The sequence below is a fragment of the Microbulbifer pacificus genome (genome assembly GCF_002959965.1).
GTDB lineage: Bacteria > Pseudomonadota > Gammaproteobacteria > Pseudomonadales > Cellvibrionaceae > Microbulbifer > Microbulbifer pacificus_A.
Genome location: NZ_PREV01000027.1, coordinates 878,529 through 897,223 on the forward strand (window position 1 = coordinate 878,529; position 18,695 = coordinate 897,223).

Genomic DNA, 18,695 nt, shown 5'->3' on the forward strand with positions numbered 1-18,695 from the left:
GCATCCATGTCTCGTACGGTCCCGGGTGAGGGGTTCTGGCTACTAATACGTTTTGGCGATCAGGTGCACCCTGAGAGCGGCGAGAAACGGTGTGGGTTCGATTTTCAGGTCTTTCCGTGTGCGCCGGCGTGAAACCGGTGGATGGTGATCTACCCGGGTAAAGTCTGGCAATTCCCGGGTCTCGCCTCCCTGTACCAATACCGGCATGGCCGAGTAGCCCACCTGTCGGTAAATCTCTTCCTTTTCCATGCGAAAAATCTCCGCAACCTGCAGGTTGGGGCGACTCTGGATCTGCACTTGGCGCAGGCAGTCGTGACGAGTGTTGTGTAGTCCAGCCAGCAATTGGCGCTGGTATTGAATGCCCGCATCCTGGCCTTGTGGGTCCAGTTGTATCAGCTTTCTTTCGCACCAGTCGACGCTGACTTTCTTGATGGATTTACGTGCCTTGATCCAACTGAGTGCGATGGCATCGGGCTTTTCGGGGCAAAGCAGTATCTGGCGATAACAGTGGCGCAGATGTGCGCGCGGATAGCCGGCATCGGCCAGCAGATCGCGAAGAATTCTATCTCTCTCAAGTGCAGGGCGGGGTGCCAGCGCGTCTTTGATCGCGGACGTCAACTGCTGGAATTCCGCTTTTTTAACGTTCAGGGCTTGTGCGAGCTCGATGACGCCGGTGGGAACTGCGAGCAGCCCTGGAATCTGTAACGTATTGCGTGCATCTCCCGAGGCCATTTCGTCGCTGTAACTCAACTGGGCGAAAAGTGTGCCGGCTAGAGAGAAGGGATTGTCAAATGGCTGTTCCGAGTGCGCGAGCAGCTGATTTGCTGCGTCAGCCGCAAAGTCGGGTTTCAGCAGAAAGTGTTGCCACGGGCGAGTTTGGTTGTCCAGACTCCGCATTTGATCCGCCAGTGTGGCGGCGTCCCGGTGGAGTGCATCCAGAGTTGGCTGCAGTTTTGCAATCAGTGGTTTCAGCGGGGGCTGGGGCATCGGGTTAGTGCTCGATATTGATAAGCTTGCCGGGGAGGCCCGGCTTTTAAGGCATGTGAGTCTTGGAAATATTAATCCACTTAATAAGCCGTTACCAAATTGATTGAACACAATCTACACCCCAATTCCCTCCTGTGCGAACCTGAAGGTTGAGGTTGATCAGCACAAACCCTGGGGCGGCGTTATAATCCGCAGCCTAAACATCGTCCGGCAGGCCAGGTTGGCCCTCTGCCGGTGCCCGCAGTAGAGTCCCCGGTCCACCAATATGAGTCACCCTGTTCCCGACCTTTCCGCCATTCACGAATTTCTGCTGTGCCAGACGCCGGATACCTGGGTGCAGGCGGCGCTTGCGGAGCCCGAGATGATGCTGGTGGATCACGCCAACTGTGAGAAGAAAGCGGCGGGGACCGCGCTGAATCTGATGTTTCGCTATCTCGACAATTTTGATCTGCTGAACAAAATGTCGCGGCTGGCGCGTGAGGAGCTGCGGCACTTTGAGCAGGTCATTGCGATCATGAAAAAGCGCGGGATTGAGTATCCCCACGTCAGTGCATCCCGCTATGCGGCGGGGTTGCGCGAGCAGGTGCGCGGTGCGGAGCCGGGCAGGTTGGTGGATACGCTGATCTGTGGTGCCATCATCGAGGCGCGCTCCTGCGAGCGTTTTGCCAAAGTGGCACCCCATCTGGACGATGAGCTGCAGAGGTTCTATCTGTCACTGCTCAAGTCGGAGGCGCGTCACTTTCGCGATTACCTGACCCTCGCGCAGAGGGTGGCCGATGAGGATATTGCGCCGAGAATCCGGCAGTTGCTCGAAGTGGAGAAGTCCCTGATAGAAAGCGTTGATGGGGATTTCCGTTTCCACAGTGGCGTGCCCGCGCTTGCCTGACCGGCCGGTTACCTGTCCACCGTAACTACATCCCCGAGTCTTTCGTGGATGATCTCTCTTAAGTCTGCGGCCAGTCCGCGGTAGAACCGCCGCGCGGGCGCACTTGCCCGCCACACCAGCCCGTGTTGCCGGCGAATCGGTTTCGATTTCAATTCGCTGACATGCAGTGCTTCCGGGTTATGCATTTCTGAATGGACGTAGAGCCCGGGCAGAAATGCGACCCCCAACCCCATCACAACCATCTGCCGCAATGTGTCGAGGCTCGTGCCTTCGTAGTCACGCTGCAGCTGCGCGCCCAGGCGCTGGCAGATTTCTTGCACCTGGTGGTGAAAGTGATGCTGATCCTCGAGGGTCAGCACTTTTTCGCCGCGCAGTTGCGATGGTGTCACCTGGGATTTACCTGCCAGGCGGTGGTCCGCGGGAACGACGAATTTGAGGGGCTCGGTGAACAGCGGCTCTACCGCGATGTCATCGCGGGTCACCGGCAGTGGCACGATGGCGATGTCATAGGCGCCCTCTGCGAGTGATTGCAGCAGAAGCCGCGGGGGAGCTTCACGCACATAGAGCTTCAGTCGGTGGTGGCGCGCGTGCAGTGTGGGAAGCACGTTGGGAAGCAGATAGGGCCCGAGCGTAGGAGGTACACCCAGTTTGTAGGTGCTCTGGTGTCCCTGGGAAATCAGTTCGGCGTGTTCGGTAAATTCCCGCATGCCGAGTATCAGCTGGCGTGCCTGCTCCAGCAGCTCGCGCCCCTCCGGGGTCAGCAGGGTTCCCGAGCGTGAACGTTCAAACAGTGGGATGCCGAGCGCAGTTTCCAGTGCGCGAATCTGGGTGGTGAGGGCCGGCTGGCTGACCCGCAGCTCTTCGGCGGCGCGGCGGAAATTGGAGTGCGATGCAATGGTCACAAAATATTCCAGTTGCTTGAAACTCGGGGGATTCGCACTTGCGGGCATGGTGGCTCCAGTGGCACTGATAACTATAAGTTATCAGCAAATAGTATTTTAACTTATTGAACTATCACAAAATAATGGATTCGAACCTGATTGCCCAGTTTTGTATTTCAGTAAGGAGTTCTCATGGAGCATGTAATTTCTGGCGTGGCGAAGTTTCAGAGAGAAGTTTTTCCGTCAAAACAGGAACGTTTTTCCAAGTTGGCGGACGGCCAGAATCCCGAGGTGCTGTTCATCACCTGTGCGGACTCCCGCATTGACCCGAATCTGGTGACGCAGACCGAACCCGGCGAGCTGTTTATCTGTCGCAACGCCGGCAATGTCGTCCCCCCCCATAGCAGCCAGACCGGCGGCATGACGGCCTCTATCGAGTTCGCGGTGGCGGCATTGGGTGTCTCCCACATCGTGGTGTGCGGCCACACCGATTGCGGTGCCATGAAAGGTGCCATCGCCCCGGAGAAGCTCGAAGGCCTGCCCCATGTGAAGGAGTGGCTGGGTCACTGCCGGTCCGCTACGGAAGTGGTGCGCGGGCGCCACGGCGATCTGTGCACAGATCATCTGGACGAAGTGATCTGCGAAAACGTCATTCAGCAGCTGCAGCACCTGCGCACCCATCCGTCTGTTGCCAGTGGTATTGCCAATGGCGGAATTACCCTGCACGGCTGGGTATACAACATCGGCAGTGGTGAGGTGCTGTGCCTCGACGAGGAAGCCCGGGAATTCAAGCCGATGGATGAGCGCTATCGCGCCCTGTTTGGCGATTTGCCGGAATCGGCAATCGGCAGTGCCTGCGGCGAGTAACACACCGCGGTTTCACCGTCCGTGTTGCACGGTCTGAGATGGTGGCGTCCTGGCAAGGAAGCCGAGTAGTTTCAATGAGGTTGAGCTGTCATGAAGTTTGATTTGTCCAATGTGCGCGGTGATATCACTGGGGGTATCACCGCCGGTGTGGTTGCGCTGCCCCTGGCGCTGGCGCTGGGTGTGGCCTCGGGCCTTGGCCCGATGGCGGGTATGTACGGTGCTATTGCCGTTGGTTTTTTTGCCGCGCTGTTCGGCGGCACCGGGCCGCAAATCTCCGGTCCTACCGGTCCGATGGTGGTCGTGCTGGCGGGGCTGTTTGCCAGTCTATCTGGCGATGCGTCGCTGATTTTTACCGCGGTGATTCTCGCCGGTGCGCTGCAGGTGGCGTTCGGCGTGCTGGGCGTTGGGCACTACATCCGCTTGGTGCCGTACCCGGTGATTTCCGGTTTCATGACCGGTATTGGTGTCATCATCATTATCCTGCAGCTAAACCCGCTGCTTGGACATGCCTCGCCCAGCGGTACTCTCGGGGCGCTGGGTAATGTGCCGGAAGCGCTGTCGGATATACATCCTGCCAACCTGCTGCTCGGTCTCGCCACGCTGGCCATGGTTTATCTGTGGCCGGCAAAGTGGGGGCGCTATGTTCCCGCACCGCTGGCGGCACTGATTGCCGGTACGCTGGTTGCGTTCTTTGCTCTGGATGTGCCTGTACTCGGCAGTATCCCCACTGGGTTGCCCGAACTGCATATGCCGGTGTTTGGTGGTGACCAGATGATGCTGGTGGTTGAGGCGGCGATTATCCTGGCAGTGTTGGGCTCTCTCGACAGCCTGTTGACCTCGCTGGTCGCGGACAACATGACCCGTACCCGGCACCACAGCAACAAAGAATTGATCGGGCAGGGTATCGGTAACGCGGCGGCGGGGTTTATCGGCGGTATTGCCGGTGCCGGTGCGACCATGCGTACGGTGGTCAATATTCGCTCCGGTGGCCAGACTCGTATATCAGGTATGGTGCACGCCCTGGTGCTATTGGCGGTGGCGCTGGGGCTCGGCCCGCTGGCGGAGAATATTCCGCAGGCTGTGCTGGCCGGTATTCTCGTTAAGGTCGGTCTCGATATCATCGACTGGAAATACCTGAAACGTGCCCACCAGGGACCCCGCTGGGATCTTCTGCTGATGGTGCTGGTGCTGGGGATGACAGTATTCGTCGACCTGATTACCGCCGTCGGCGTAGGTGTGGTGCTGGCGGCGCTGGCCTACGTCAAACAGGTGGCGCGTCTGCAGATCGAGCATCTGCGCAATCTGCCGGAGCATCTCGACAGCGAAGACGAGAAGGCGATTCTCCAGCGCAACCGCGACCGTATCGCCCTGTTCGAGTTCAGCGGCCCGCTGAGCTTTGGCGCAGCGGCGGATCTTGGCCACCACGTGCGCGAGCAGAGCAGTGATCAGTCCCGCGTGCTGATTCTGGACTTTTCTTCGGTGCCCTTCCTGGATCTGTCTGCAGCGCTGGCGGTGGAAACCATCGCCTCCGACGCGAAGGATAGTGGCAAGCAGTTGTTCCTTGCGGGTATGAACGAAGAGGTACACAAGGTGTTGACGGGGCTTAACGGTCGCATCCCCGCACAGGGAACCTTCGACACTCTGAATGAGGCGCTGCAGGCTGCGGAAAAAGCGTTGCAGCTGGTGGATATGGGGGACGATAGACAGAAGGTGCTGCCGGCCGCCCATTGACTGCCTTCGGGCACTCCGCCAGGGAGGGGCCCGGAGATGTGAAAGCGCCTGCCGACCCCGGTGAAAACCGGCGGGCGGCAGGCGCTTTGTCGTTTACGTTGAGACTTTTTCGTGCTCGCCGAGGTGGCGGCGCCGGATCACGACTCTTGTGTGAGGGGCCAGTGCATCAGTTCCAACCCGTTTTCATCCGCTCTGATACACCAGCCCTGCGTTCCCCAATCACCCAGTACGAGGCGTTCCGCGGGTTTGCCATCTACCGTGAGTGCGTGGCGTGCGGGGCGGTGGGTGTGGCCGTGGATCAGGGTGTGGACGTCGTGTTCGGCCATGACGCGAATCACTTCGTCAGGCGTGACATCCATTATGTCTTCCGCCTTGCGGCTGTTCATGGACTTGGAGACGGCGCGGATCTGCGCGGCGATCTGGCGCCGTTCTTCCAGGGATTTGGCGAGCAGCGCCTGTTGCCACTGAGGGTTACGCGCCTGCTGGCGGAATGCCATGTACTCCTGATCGAGGGTGCAGAGGCTGTCGCCGTGCATCAGCAGTACCTTCTGACCGGCAAGTTCGATCTCGGTGGGGTCTGCCAGCAGTTTCGCACCGCAGCGCGCGGCATAGTCCTCACCCAGCAGAAAGTCTCGATTACCGTGCATGAGAAACACCGGGGTGCCGCGCTCCCGATAGGCTTTCAGATGGCGCGCCACCTCGCGTGGGAGGGGGGCATCATCATCGTCTCCGATCCATACTTCGAAAAAATCACCAAGTATGTACAGAGCGTCGGCACCGGCGGCCGGGCCTTCGAGGAAGTCATAAAAGGCCCGGGTGATGTCCGGGCGGGATTCATCCAGGTGCAGGTCGGAAATAAGGTAGCTGGCCACTGGAGAACTCCGCCCTTTGGTGCTGGGGATTACTTGTCAGCGTAAGCGTCAGAGACGGTTACGCCGGTAATCTCAATGCTCTCGGTGGGCACGTCCTGGTGGAAGCCGTTGCTGCCGGTGGGCACTTCCTTGATTTTGTTCACCACATCCATGCCGTCGACCACCTTGCCGAATACGCAGTAGCCCCAGCCCTGGGTGTCTTTGGAGCGGAAGTTCAGGAAGTCATTGTCCTTCACGTTGATGAAGAACTGGGCGGTGGCGGAGTGCGGGTCCATGGTGCGCGCCATGGCCAGAGTGCCGGTGTCGTTCTTGAGGCCGTTGTCCGCTTCGTTCTCGATGGACTCGCGGGTGGGCTTCTGGTCCATGTTCGGGGTCATGCCGCCGCCCTGGATCATGAAGTTGTTGATTACCCGGTGAAAGATGGTGCCGGTGTAAAAGTCGTCGCGGCAATACTGCAGGAAATTCGCGGCGGTCTTCGGGGCCTTGTCAAAGTCCAGTTCGATGGCGATATCGCCGTGCGTAGTGTGCAGAGTGATCATAAATTGTCCTGTCCGGGTCGGTTTCGGGCGGCATGATACTCTTATCGCCGCGCCGATCCCAGCCCCGACATCGCCAATCAAAACCCCATGCGGTAACGTTTAACTGCGTTATAATCCCGCGCTTAGTTCGTACAGCTGTATATAGAGAAAGCTATGACATCCGAGAGCAAGCCCGCTCACTTCTTACAGAACATCATCCGCGAAGATCTGGCCGAGGGCCGGGTCAGCCAGTTGACCACCCGTTTCCCGCCTGAGCCCAATGGCTACCTGCATATCGGTCACGCCAAATCCATTTGCCTGAATTTTGGTCTGGCGAAAGAGTTCGGCGGCGAGTGCAACCTGCGCTTTGACGACACCAATCCGGCCAAGGAAGACGAGGAATACGTCGAATCCATCAAGCGCGATGTGGAGTGGCTTGGCTTCCAGTGGGCCGGAAAGGCAAAGTACACCTCGGATTATTTCGATCAGCTGCACCAGTGGGCCATCCACCTGATCAAGGAGGGCAAGGCCTACGTCTGCGACCTGACGCCGGAGCAGGCCCGTGAATACCGCGGCAGCCTGAAGGCGCCGGGGAAAAACAGTCCGTACCGCGAGCGCTCGGTTGAGGAAAATCTGGACCTGTTCGCGCGTATGACCGCGGGTGAGTTCGATGAGGGCAGCTGCAGTCTGCGCGCCAAAATCGATATGGCCGCACCGAACATCAATCTGCGCGATCCGGTTATCTACCGCATCAAGAAAATGGCCCACCATCAGACTGGTGACAAATGGTGTGTTTACCCGAGTTATGACTTTGCCCACGGTCAGTCCGACGCCATTGAGGGGATCAGCCACTCCATCTGTACACTGGAGTTCGAAGACCACAAGCCGTTGTACGACTGGTTTATCGAAAATCTGCCGGTGCCTGCGCGCCCGCGCCAGTACGAATTTGCCCGCCTGCATCTGAACTACACCGTCGTCTCCAAGCGCAAACTCAAGCAGCTGGTGGATGAAGGTTTCGTTGACGGCTGGGACGATCCGCGCATGCCGACCATTTCCGGCCTGCGCCGCCGCGGCGTCACCCCGGCTTCCATCCGTCAGTTCTGCGAAATGATCGGGGTCACCCGCGCGGATTCCACTGTCGATATGGGCATGCTCGAATATGCGATCCGCGACGATCTGGACAAGAACGCCCCGCGCGCCATGTGTGTGATGGAACCCCTCAAAGTCACCCTCACCAACTACCCGGAAGGCCAGCAGGAAATGCTGAAGGCCCCCGGTCACCCGGTGCGCGACGATCTGCCTTCCCGGGAGCTGCCGTTTGGCAAAACCGTGTATATCGAGCAGGAAGATTTCCGCGAGGAAGCCAACAAGAAATACAAGCGTCTGGTGCTGGGTAAAAAAGTGCGCCTGCGCAACGCCTATGTGATCCAGGCAGACGAAGTTATCAAGAACGAGGCCGGTGACATCGTCGAGCTGCTGTGTTCTGTGGATCTGGATACCCTGGGCAAAGATCCCGCGGATGGCGTCAAACCCAAGGGCGTGATTCACTGGGTGTCTGCGGACAGCCATGTGGATTGTGAGGTGCGTCTGTACGACCGCCTGTTCAATGATGAATCCCCGGACGTCGGCGATAAGAACTTCCTGGATTCGGTTAACCCGGACAACCTGAAAATCCTGAGCGGCTGTAAGGCCGAACTCAGCCTTGCTGAGGCCCAGGTTGGTCAGGGCTATCAGTTCGAACGCAACGGGTATTTCTGCCGCGACAGTAAATATGGCAGTGCTGAAAAGCCCGTGTTCAACCGCACCATCGGGTTGCGTGATTCCTGGGCAAAAGAGCAGGACAACTGATACCGGCAATGGCACGGATCGCGCGGAGTGGGCGAGCTGCATCGTTCACTCCGTATGAATACACAGAAAATACTAGCGGGAAGCGATGTCTCTCAAGCTCCACAACACCTTCTCCGGTGAAAAAGAACTCTTCAAACCCCTGCAGGAAAACCGTGTGCGTATGTACGTGTGCGGCCCGACCGTATACAACCGTGTGCATATCGGCAACGCGCGTCCGGTGGTGGTCTTCGATACTCTGTATCGGGTTCTGAAAACGCTTTACAGCGATGTGATCTACGCGCGCAATATCACCGATATCGACGACAAAATCATGAAGGCAGCGCGGGAAAACGGCGAGGAAATTGCGGCGCTCAGCGCGCGCTATGCCCAGGCCTATGTCGAGGATATGCAGGCGCTGAACAACCTGCAGCCGGACGTCACTCCATACGCCACCGAGCATCTGCCGGAAATGATCGCGATGATCGAGCGTCTGGTGGAGAAGGGCCATGCCTATGCAGCGGAAGGCCATGTGCTCTTCGCCGTGCAGTCCATGGAGGATTACGGCAAACTCTCCAAGCGCTCCCTGGACGATATGCTCGCCGGTGCCCGTGTGGAAGTTGCGCCGTATAAAAAATACGCCGGAGATTTCGTGCTGTGGAAGCCGTCTTCCGAAGATGAACCAGGTTGGAACAGCCCCTGGGGTTACGGCCGTCCGGGTTGGCACCTTGAATGTTCGGCGATGATCAAGAAGCACCTCGGGGATACCATTGATATCCACGGCGGTGGTCGTGATCTCACCTTCCCGCACCATGAGAACGAGCGCGCCCAGAGCTGCTGTGCCAACGGTAAAGACTTTGTGCGTTACTGGATGCACAACGGCTACGTCAACATTGACGGCGAGAAAATGTCCAAATCCCTGGGCAACTTCCGCATGGTCAACGATCTGCTGCAACAGTACCCCGGTGAAGTACTGCGCTTCGCATTGTTGTCTGCCCACTACCGCTCCGAGCTGAACTTCAGCGCGGATCTGTTGGATCAGGCCTGGCGTACCCTCGACGGTCTGTACGGTGCGCTGCGTGAAACCCAATCCGTCGAAGCGGCTGATACGAATCTGGAAGGCTCCGCATTTATCGAAGCCCTTCACGACGACCTGAATACCCCCATCGCGATCAGCGAGCTGCACCAGCTGGCGCGCGAATTGAACAAGGCAGCCGATGCCGACAAGCCCACGCTCAAGGGCCAGCTGCTGGCGGCCGGCGAAATGCTGGGGATTCTGCAGTTGGATGCGGAAGCCTGGTTTAAACAATCCCGTGGTGGTGACGAGATCAGCGAAGATGAAATCGAAGCCCTGATCGCCGAGCGCCAACAGAGCAAAGTCGAGCGCAATTTCGCGCGTGCCGATGAAATTCGAGAAGAACTGAAGGCGAAAGGGGTGGTGCTGGAAGATAGCCGTGAAGGCACCAAATGGCGGAGGGAGTAAGCCCGGGATTGAATGCAATCCCATTGTAGAAGCCTGCTTGCAGGCGAATAGTCAAGCGCTTCGAACCGTTCGCCTGCAAGCAGGCTTCTACAAAGAAAGACGGTGCGCAACTGCGCAATAAACCAAAACAAAAATCAAACCAGAAGAAATCGGCCATGAAAAATATTCTGAGTCTCGTCATCGCTTCCATTGCCGTCCTGACCCTCACCGCCTGTGAACCCAAGCGGGGCTCCGATGCCTGGTGCAAAAAAATGGACGAAACCCCCAAGGGGGACTGGAGCTTCAAAGACGCCGGCGACTATACCAAATACTGCGTATTGAACCAGAAACCGGAAGACAACTAAGCACTTCTCCAGGTAAACGGAAATCGCTGCGTTGTTTTTTGCAGATTCCCACCAGCATTTTTTTCGCCCACTGACCGGTAAATACCGCGAGCAGGTGGTGGAGTGCCTGCGCCTGTTATATGAGCGGCTGTACACTGCCAAGGCGGATTACGGTGAGTCGCTGAATCGCGAACAGATCCTGGAAATCTTCGCCGAGGCTCTCACACGTGCGCCGCAACTCGACAGCGAGGACAGCGGCGAGCCGGAAGGACGTTTTCGCAATCTGCGCGAGCAATCGGTTTGGGTGCTGAACAGCCTGGTGGAATTTGGCTGGCTGGAAAAGCTGGTGGATACGGCCACGCTTTCCGTGTCCTTCCCCTTCAGCCGCCGTGGTCGCCTGTTTACCCAACCTCTGGTCGAGCTGAACAGTACCCGTGTGCGCACCCGGCACCGCAACACCCGCAATACACTGAATGCGCTGGAAGCCTTCAACAGTCGCGGTGAGGTCTACGACCTGATCGACGCATGGGAGTATTCCGAGCGGATCGTCGCCGACTTCACCGACATGATTGCGGAATTGGAAGAGCGTAAGCGGGAACTGGTGCGGGAAGTAGAAGCCCAGATCCTGGTGCAGCAGGCCACAGAAGAGTTCTTCTCTTTTATGGAGAGCCGCTTCCAGCCGGATCTGGCCATCCGTCTTTCCGCCGACAGCGTGGAGAAGCACCGCGACAGCATTAGCCGCGTTATCGGCCTAATTCGCCGCAAGGACAATAGTAAGAAGGCTGAATGGGAGCGCCGCCTTCGCCAACAGTTGCCGGAACTCTACAGTGAGGGGCAATCCGTCCTCTGGCTGATGCTGGATACCATTGAAGATCGTATGCGTCGCGCCTGTGAGGTGAAGCTGCCGGCACTGCGCCACGCACTGCAGGGCTTTACCAAACGGGCTGAAATTATCATCCGTCAGCTCAGTTATCTGCAGAGTCACACCGAGGGTGCATTTACCGATCTATGTCAGGATCTCGGTAAGTCGCCGCATCGCGATGTGCTGTTGAATCAGCTGGGGGATCAGCTGGCGTCCTTCCAGCTCAGGTTGTTTGACCCGAAACAAATCCAACTCTGGCAGCGCAGCCGCCGTGCGCCAGTGAATACGCGGATGGAAGAGGACGCGCCCATAAGCGAGGACAGCCAGCGGGAAATTGTCCTGCAACAATTGCTCGATCAGGCGTTCAATTTTAATGGCGGCGATCTGCGTCGCTATTTGAGCAATGCGCTGGGACGCGGGCAGAAAGTCAGCAGCCGTGATCTGCCGCTGAATACCGCCCGTGACCTGCTTGCCATGAGCCACGCTCTGGAGGCAGCCGCAGTATCCCAGGACGGCAGTGGTCCCTTCATGGAGGTGACGTTTACTGGGGAGGTTGCGAGTAACGACTACTTCGCGCAATTTGATGAATACACGCTTGAAATGAAATCTGGGCTGAATAATCGTGATTGAACAGGCTTTGGAAGAGGCGCTGACCCAGTGCCGGCTGACTCACAATGAGTTTTCCGAACTGCTGGTGCGCCTGCTGGATTACGGCGTAATCTGCCGGGACGAAAGCAATGTGGAAACCGTGCTTTACGATCGCTTCCAGCGTTGTGAGCGGCTAATCCGTGAGTGGATCGCACCGCTCGGATTACGCCTGCAGCACGACAGTCGCTTCCAGTTTATTCGCGTGTATCCGCCGGGGGCGGAAGTTCCTGGTATGCCAGATCAGGAAGAGCCTCACCACGGTGGCTTCCGCGCGCGTCTCACCCAGCAGGAGGTCGCCGCAATTCTCGTGTTGCGGGTGGAATACGACAAATCCTTACGGGAGGGGCAAGTTGATGATCAGGGATGTGTGGCCCTGACTCTGGAAGCGCTGGAGTTCGGCATGCGCAATCTGCTCAAAATGTCGCTGCCGGACAAACAGGTGGAGCGCAAACTGCTGCTGAAAAAGTTGCGACAGCTGCGCCTTGTTCAGTTTCTCGGCGAAGACAGTGAGGCCGTGGTTGATACCCTACTGCGGGTGCGTCCGACTATCGCTCAGTTTGTTTCTGAATCCGCACTGGAACAATTGCTCAATGAGTCCGAAAAAGTGAACGAGGAAATCGGGCGGATCACCCCGGAAAGCGAAGACCACAGTTTGTTCAGCGAGTCCTGAATTCCATGTTTCTGAAAAAACTCATCCTGATCAACTGGGGCAACATTCCCCAGCTGGAATATGATTTTGGCCCGATTAACCTGTTCTCCGGTGGTAATGGCTCCGGCAAGACTACGGCTGCGGATGCCATTCAGACGCTGATGACCGCCGCGCACGATACGCTGTTCACCTTTAACCCAGGTCAGGATGAAACCACCCAGCGTGGTCGTGGTGGCAAACAGGTGCGGACACTGGCGTCTTACGTGCTAGGTTGTGATGATGGCAGCTATGCACGCCTGCAACCTACCGATTGCTATATCACAGGTATTTTTCATCCGACCGAAGGCGAAGACAGTGAGCCATTTACGGCAATCATGGGGATCCGCGCGCACCTGGATACCAGTGCCAAACCCGCCCAGGCCAGGCAGGACAGTCTGAAGTTCTTTGTCATTCCCGGCGAACAGCTGGGGATGAGTGATTTTATCCGGGAGTATCAGGACGGCAAACATCTGTTGCCGCTGGACCGCTTTTACGGCGTGATTGGCAAGCAGTTCGACAAGGTCGAGCAGTACGACAAAAAGAAGGCCTATCTGCGTCGTCTTTACGGTGCATTGCGTGGACGTAAAGACGCCGTGCCGGACCGGGAGGCCACTCACGCTGCACGCACCTTTGCCAACTTTATGGCGTATAAGCCGGTAAAAAGCATTAACGATTTTGTCGCCCAGGAGGTGCTGGAAAAACGCGATCTGGGCGAGGCCATCCGTTCCGTCTCCGAGTTGATGAAAACCATCCACGGTATGGAGCAGGAGGCTCGGGAGATTGTCGACCGTGTCGACAGTCTTCAGCGCATTGCCGAATCTGCGGATATGTATACCGGGCAGTGGCTGCAATTGCGCGTGCAGGAATATCTGCTGGCGAAACACCAGCAGTTGCGGGTGCAGAAAACCTATCTGGAAGGCAAAAACCGGCAGAAGGACACCCGTGCAGAACTGGAGCGCACCGCGCAGGAAATCCAGCTGTCGGAGGGGCGTGAACGACTGCTCAATGAGCAACTGGTATCGATCCAGGCTCAACGCCAGGGAATTGCCGCACTGCGTAGCAAAGATGAGCTGGACCAGAAAATCGCTGATGCCAATCGCTCACTTTCTTCACTGGTCGCGCCGCTGGCGACCCAGCAACAGATTTTTACCGCGAACCAAGCGGCAGCCGCCGATCTTTTGTCGCTGTTACACAGTACTTCCGTGTCCCTGGAAATCCCCGCATTCAGTGATGGTGGTTTACTTAAATCCCTGAAAGCGGTCGTTCGGGAAGATGGCTTGCCGGAGCTGCAAGGGTTGCTCGGCAAGGACTGGATTGATCTCTCTGCGCAGGAGTCGTTGCGGGAGCAGGTGGCGATGGTGGAGGCGTTGCAAAACCGGCTGGTGCAGCAGATCACCGATGCCGAGCCAGGGCAGGTGACATTGCGGGATCTTGTAAACGATCTGGTTTCCCGTGGTGAACAGAAAACCCACCAGTTGCAAAAGGCGCTGCAGCAGCAGGAGTCTCGAATTCACTACCTGCAGTCCAACCGGGTGCATTATCCCCCCTATGTGGACCAGGCCCTGGCCGCTATCCGCGAGCAGTGCCCGCAGGCAGAGCCGCAGGTGCTGTGCGATTTTGTGGAAGTGCTGGACGAGCGCTGGCAGATGGCGGTGGAGGGCTATCTGGGCGGTGCCCGGTTCTCCATCATTGTGGACACCCGGTTTGAAGCGGAAGCTATCAGCATCGTCCGGGCCATGACGGGAAAAAATAACCGCGCGCGTGTGATTCAGGGAGACAAGGCTCGAGCTGATGCTGAGCGGATGGAAACCCCGAAAAAGTCCATTATTGAACTGATGTCGTTCAACCACAAAACCGCTGAGTATTACCTGCGTGCGTCCTACGGCTCCGTAATGCAGGTCCGGGATGCGGCCGAGCTGCGCGGCACCCGCCGCGGACTTACCCCGGAGGGACTGGCCAGCGGTAACTACAGCATGTGGCGATGTGATATCGACGATGGCGAGCTGGTGTTCGGGCAGGGGGCGCGTGCGCGGGCACTGGCGGCCCAGGAGCGCGCCATGCGGCAGCTGTTGAAAGAGGCCACTGAGGTCAATGAGTACCAGCAACAATTGCGTAAGCTGGCCCAGTCGGTGCGCAGCCTCACGCCGCTGAAATTGCTGGATTCAGTGGATACCGCCTTGCATGCTCAGCGCCAGCGGCGCAATGCCGAGCAGGCGCTTGCGAACCTGGATCTCAACGACGGTGTTGAGCTGGAGCTGCAGGCCAATGAACTGCATCAGAAGCTCGTAGCAGAACGGCAGCAGGGAGCTGGTCTGCAGAAGCTGGTGGGCAAACTCGAGACCAATCTCGACGGTATTGGCAAACAGTTGAATGCGCTCTCGGATCAACTGGATCAGTTGGACGAGGAACTTTCAGATTGTGAAGCAGCGGTGCAGCGTATTGCGCCTGTTGCACCCGGCTTTGATGCGGAATCCGCACTGCAGCATGCCGATGCACAGGCGGCGCAGGCCGGAGATGGATTCGATTTTTCGCGGGATGTAAGTGACTGGCAAGGCCTGTTGCAGAAGTACAGCCATCAGCTGCTGAAAGCGGTCATGGACTACAACAGCTGCAGTACCACGGGGGATACTCTGTCGTTCGATCCGGATTTCGCTGGCGGGCACTCCGAGGACCAGTTCAAACTGGTGTGCCACCTGGTGGAACAGGTGGCTGCGCTGCGCAACAGGCTCAAGAACAATCTGCTGGTGGATCGTCACGAGCAATTACAGGCGCTGAAGAAGTCATTCAACACCACCTTCGTCACGCACCTGTGCCATGCAATTTACCAATCGATCAACGATGGTAAGCGCGTGCTGGATGATCTGAACCAGGAGTTGGAACATCATCGTTTCGGCGCCGATCGCGAGCGTTTCCGCTTCGATTACAAGTTCATCCCGGAGTTCAAAGAGTATTGGAATTTTTTCAAGGCGGTCATCGAGCTACCAAACCTGGGTGAAGAGCAGAGCCTGTTTGACGCGGATCTGGACCCCAAGCATGAGAAGGTGCGGGACAAACTGCTGAATATGCTGCTGAGCGACGACGAGCAGCTGGCTCGCCGCGAGCTGGATCGGATCAGCGATTACCGCAACTATCGCAGTTACGAAATTTTCAAAGAGCCGGAGGGCAAGGAGCCCATCGCGCTCAGCCAGTACGGCACCGGCTCAGGTGGCCAGCTGGAAACCCCGGCCTACATCATCCGCTCAGCGGCAGTGACCTCCGCCTTTCGCTTCAACGATGGCAGCAGTCACCTGAAGATGGTGTTGGTGGATGAGGCTTTTTCAAAGATGGACGAGTCCCGTTCTCGGGAAGTGATCCGCTATCTGACGGAGACCTTGGGGTTGCAGTTGCTGTTCATCATGCCGAGCAGCAAGTCCGGCCCGTTTATGGACCTGATCTCCAACCAGTTTGTGTTCAGCAAATGCCCGAGTCCGAGGCTCATTGGCGAACTGAAAACCCGGGTCTATGTAGACCGCAAAGTGTGTAACCAGGAGAAAATTGCCGCGCTCTGGGCCAACCACCGCCGCACCATCCGCCAGCAGGCCAGTCTGGAGTTTCTGGATATGTTGGAGACTGCGGAGACCTGACCGTTATAGTGCGAAAGCGGCAAGCCTTGCCGGTCACTTTTTAATCTTGAGTTTTACGCGCCAGTTCGCGGAAGATATCCCCACTTTCGTTAGTATTCTGCGAGTTGATAATCTATTCGCGCTAGAGCAGGGGAGGCTGGGATGCGTCAGTTTTCGATATTGTTGGTCTTTGTGGTGGCATTTGGTGGCGCCGCGGTGCTGTATGAGCAGGAAAGTCGCAAGGTGAAGGGGGTGCTGTCCCAGATCACCGATCTGCAGGCCAGAGTGGGTGACATGCAGGCTGAGATAAAAAGGCTGAATGCGGAACTTGAGTCTGTGAAGCTGGCCGAGCGGCGGCGTCCCAATCTGAACAACATTGCCACCCGTGTACTCCACAATGAGCCTGTGAAGGCTACGGCGGCGAGTACTGGTGGGTCGGTAGAGGCGCCTTCACAAGCCGGCAATCGACGTAGCCTGGTGGCGGGTGACGTGACCGCGTCTGCGCCGGCCATCCGCGCTCGCGGTGAGTCAGGGGATGATAGTGCCTGGTCCAAGCCTACGGTGGATGCGGAGTTTGATGCAGAGTTAAGTGAAGTAGAGTTACGCCAGTCTCAGGCCGGGAATGGTACGGTGGCGGACCCTTACCAATAGAAACTCACATCACACTGATGTTTTTGACATACAAGCCCGCTTATATAGCGGGCTTTTGATTGTAAGTATCTGGATTTCGACATGAGCGTTAATGCATTTTATCAATCTCTATGCGATCAGCTTGCTGGCTTGCTGTCGGACGAACGCGACTGGCTGGCCAATACGGCCAATGCCAGTGCGCTGTTGTTTCTGGAACTCCCGGATATCAACTGGGCGGGATTCTATTTTCTTGACGGCGATGAGTTGTGTCTGGGGCCGTTTCAGGGCAAACCGGCGTGCACCCGTATCCCGGTAGGTTCGGGGGTGTGTGGCACGGCTGTTCAGACCGGTCGGTCTCAACGGGTGGAAGATGTGCATCAGTTTCCGGGGCACATCGCCTGCGATGCGGTTTCCGCATCTGAAATCGTAGTGCCGCTTTATGCGGGCGATCGCTGTATCGGTGTACTGGACATCGACAGTCCCACGGTCGCGAGGTTTTCCGAACAGGACCTGGCGGGTATCGAGGCTTTTGCCCAAACGCTCCTGCGGCATTCCGACCTGCCCGCAGGGTAAAAATAGGACTGGTACAGGGATGGCATTGATCTGGCGAAAGCAGGTAGGGAATAACCGTTACGAGGTCAGAACCCACGGTGCCACTGTGCGGCTGTACAGTAATGGTGTGTTTCATTCCCAGTGGAACCCGAGAGATCCGCTCAAGGGGTCCCTTTGGGAGCTGTTGTTGCTGCCGGCGTTTTTTGTTCCTCGGCGTACTGTGCGTCGGGTATTGATTCTGGGTGTGGGCGGGGGAGCACTGATCCGGTTACTGCAACAATTCGTTGAGCCGGAACTCATTGTCGGGGTGGACATCGACCCTCATCATTTGACTGTTGCGAGAAAATTTTTCGGTGTGCAAGGCGTTACTCTGATCTGCGCTGACGCCCGGAAATATATTGCGGAGCGCACCGCCGAAGCGAATCCCCAGCGCTTCGACCTGATCGTGGATGATTTGTTTGGGCACGGTGCGGGCGTGGCTGAACGGGCGGTTGCTGCGGATCTGCCCTGGTGTCGCCAGTTGCTGAAGCTGCTTGACCCTGGTGGATTGGCAGTCAGCAACTTCGGGTGTCGGCAAGAGCTACTGCAAAGCGGTTGGCGAACTCCGGAGATGAGAGCGTGCCTATCGGATTCTTACAGTGCGGATTTACCCGGGTATGAAAACTGTATAGGCATATTCAGCAGAAGAGCGCTGTCCCGTGCCGTTCTGGCCGACGAGGCTCCTCCTCAAATCAACCCGTCCTGCCCCTCTCGCAGACTCCGGGCGCGGTTGCGAACCCTTCGTTGATATCCTGGTGGCTCCTGTAGCATCAACCCAATTGGCGGCTTAATGATCCGTGAGTCTATACTGTTTTTAGGCAGTTATTTTCCCGGGATCCATTGATGCGCTACAAGACCTTGGAAGATGTGATTCAGGAGGGAAGGGAATTTCACCTGAAGTTGAGCCGGCAATATGAAGAATTCGAATTAGTGGCCGCTGACACGCGAGCCAGTCTGCTGCTGGATCAGCTCAAACGGCGGGAGTTGTCGATGACCCACACGCTGGAGAATTTCCGCGAGGATATCGGTGAGGGGGCTCTGCACACCTGGGTTCAGTTCGCTCCAGAGGGGCGTGAGCCAGAACTGCTTCAGCGCCTTAGAAATATCGATATCTCGGATGTTGAGGCCATCGGCAAGGTGGCAATGGATATCGAGATATATCTCGCGGACCAATATCGGGATTTGCTAATGATTGCCGATACACCCAGTGCCAAGCATGCGTTGGAGCGTTTACTTGAGCTTGAGCAGCTGGAGGAGCACACACTGTCGACCAATTTGTTCAATCTGCGCGATATCTGAAGT

The 18,695-nt window shown here is 57.3% G+C and carries 17 protein-coding genes; 13 read left to right on the top strand and 4 right to left on the bottom strand.

The window, feature by feature from the left end; genetic code table 11:
• Positions 1-42: 42 nt before the first annotated feature.
• The gene (locus C3938_RS14465; RefSeq protein ID WP_199775616.1) at positions 43-987 is read right to left on the bottom strand and encodes a hypothetical protein; all 945 of its coding nucleotides are present in this window, start codon (positions 985-987) and stop codon (positions 43-45) included.
• A 265-nt stretch (positions 988-1,252) separates the two neighbouring features.
• Between C3938_RS14465 and C3938_RS14470 the strand changes: the two genes are divergently transcribed.
• The gene (locus C3938_RS14470) at positions 1,253-1,873 is read left to right on the top strand and encodes a tRNA-(ms[2]io[6]A)-hydroxylase (protein WP_105103951.1); all 621 of its coding nucleotides are present in this window, start codon (positions 1,253-1,255) and stop codon (positions 1,871-1,873) included.
• An 8-nt stretch (positions 1,874-1,881) separates the two neighbouring features.
• Here the strand turns inward: C3938_RS14470 and C3938_RS14475 are convergent, their stop codons facing one another.
• The gene (locus C3938_RS14475) at positions 1,882-2,823 is read right to left on the bottom strand and encodes a hydrogen peroxide-inducible genes activator (protein ID WP_105103952.1); all 942 of its coding nucleotides are present in this window, start codon (positions 2,821-2,823) and stop codon (positions 1,882-1,884) included.
• 123 nt (positions 2,824-2,946) lie between these two features.
• Between C3938_RS14475 and C3938_RS14480 the strand changes: the two genes are divergently transcribed.
• Positions 2,947-3,621: a carbonic anhydrase gene (locus C3938_RS14480; protein WP_105103953.1), complete on the top strand. Its 675-nt coding sequence runs from the start codon at positions 2,947-2,949 to the stop codon at positions 3,619-3,621.
• A 90-nt stretch (positions 3,622-3,711) separates the two neighbouring features.
• A complete protein-coding gene (locus C3938_RS14485; RefSeq protein ID WP_105103954.1) occupies positions 3,712-5,352 on the top strand; it encodes a SulP family inorganic anion transporter in 1,641 nt (546 codons plus the stop codon).
• 137 nt (positions 5,353-5,489) lie between these two features.
• Here the strand turns inward: C3938_RS14485 and C3938_RS14490 are convergent, their stop codons facing one another.
• Entirely contained in the window at positions 5,490-6,224 is a 735-nt protein-coding gene (locus tag C3938_RS14490; RefSeq protein ID WP_105103955.1) for a UDP-2,3-diacylglucosamine diphosphatase, read from the bottom strand.
• 29 nt (positions 6,225-6,253) lie between these two features.
• A complete protein-coding gene (locus C3938_RS14495; protein ID WP_105103956.1) occupies positions 6,254-6,763 on the bottom strand; it encodes a peptidylprolyl isomerase in 510 nt (169 codons plus the stop codon).
• 153 nt (positions 6,764-6,916) lie between these two features.
• Here C3938_RS14495 and C3938_RS14500 point away from each other — a divergent pair, with 153 nt between their 5' ends.
• The 10 genes from C3938_RS14500 to C3938_RS14545 all read left to right on the top strand — a co-directional run bounded on the left by C3938_RS14500 (position 6,917) and on the right by C3938_RS14545 (position 18,692).
• Positions 6,917-8,590 carry a glutamine--tRNA ligase/YqeY domain fusion protein gene (locus C3938_RS14500; RefSeq protein ID WP_105103957.1) on the top strand — a complete coding sequence of 558 codons (1,674 nt, stop codon included), beginning with the start codon at positions 6,917-6,919 and terminating at the stop codon, positions 8,588-8,590.
• An 85-nt stretch (positions 8,591-8,675) separates the two neighbouring features.
• Complete coding sequence (gene cysS / locus C3938_RS14505; RefSeq protein WP_105103958.1) at positions 8,676-10,049, top strand: cysteine--tRNA ligase; 1,374 nt, start codon at positions 8,676-8,678, stop codon at positions 10,047-10,049.
• A 155-nt stretch (positions 10,050-10,204) separates the two neighbouring features.
• On the top strand, positions 10,205-10,393 hold the full coding sequence (locus C3938_RS14510; RefSeq protein ID WP_105103959.1) for a DUF3012 domain-containing protein: 189 nt from the start codon (positions 10,205-10,207) through the stop codon (positions 10,391-10,393).
• Positions 10,394-10,424: 31 nt separating this feature from the next.
• Complete coding sequence (locus tag C3938_RS14515; protein ID WP_105103960.1) at positions 10,425-11,864, top strand: Wadjet anti-phage system protein JetA family protein; 1,440 nt, start codon at positions 10,425-10,427, stop codon at positions 11,862-11,864.
• Positions 11,857-12,552 (top strand): DUF4194 domain-containing protein, encoded by a 696-nt coding sequence (locus C3938_RS14520; protein WP_105103961.1) that lies wholly within the window; start codon positions 11,857-11,859, stop codon positions 12,550-12,552. Before C3938_RS14515 ends, C3938_RS14520 begins: the two co-directional genes overlap by 8 nt.
• A 5-nt stretch (positions 12,553-12,557) precedes the next feature.
• A complete protein-coding gene (locus C3938_RS14525; protein ID WP_105103962.1) occupies positions 12,558-16,193 on the top strand; it encodes an ATP-binding protein in 3,636 nt (1,211 codons plus the stop codon).
• 141 nt (positions 16,194-16,334) lie between these two features.
• Positions 16,335-16,823, top strand: a complete 489-nt coding sequence (locus tag C3938_RS14530) for a hypothetical protein (RefSeq protein WP_105103963.1) — start codon at positions 16,335-16,337, stop codon at positions 16,821-16,823.
• 81 nt (positions 16,824-16,904) lie between these two features.
• Positions 16,905-17,375: a GAF domain-containing protein gene (locus C3938_RS14535; RefSeq protein WP_105103964.1), complete on the top strand. Its 471-nt coding sequence runs from the start codon at positions 16,905-16,907 to the stop codon at positions 17,373-17,375.
• 19 nt (positions 17,376-17,394) lie between these two features.
• Entirely contained in the window at positions 17,395-18,141 is a 747-nt protein-coding gene (locus tag C3938_RS14540) for a spermidine synthase (protein WP_105103965.1), read from the top strand.
• A gap of 95 nt (positions 18,142-18,236) precedes the next feature.
• Positions 18,237-18,692 carry a hypothetical protein gene (locus tag C3938_RS14545; RefSeq protein WP_105103966.1) on the top strand — a complete coding sequence of 152 codons (456 nt, stop codon included), beginning with the start codon at positions 18,237-18,239 and terminating at the stop codon, positions 18,690-18,692.
• Positions 18,693-18,695 lie beyond the last annotated feature (3 nt).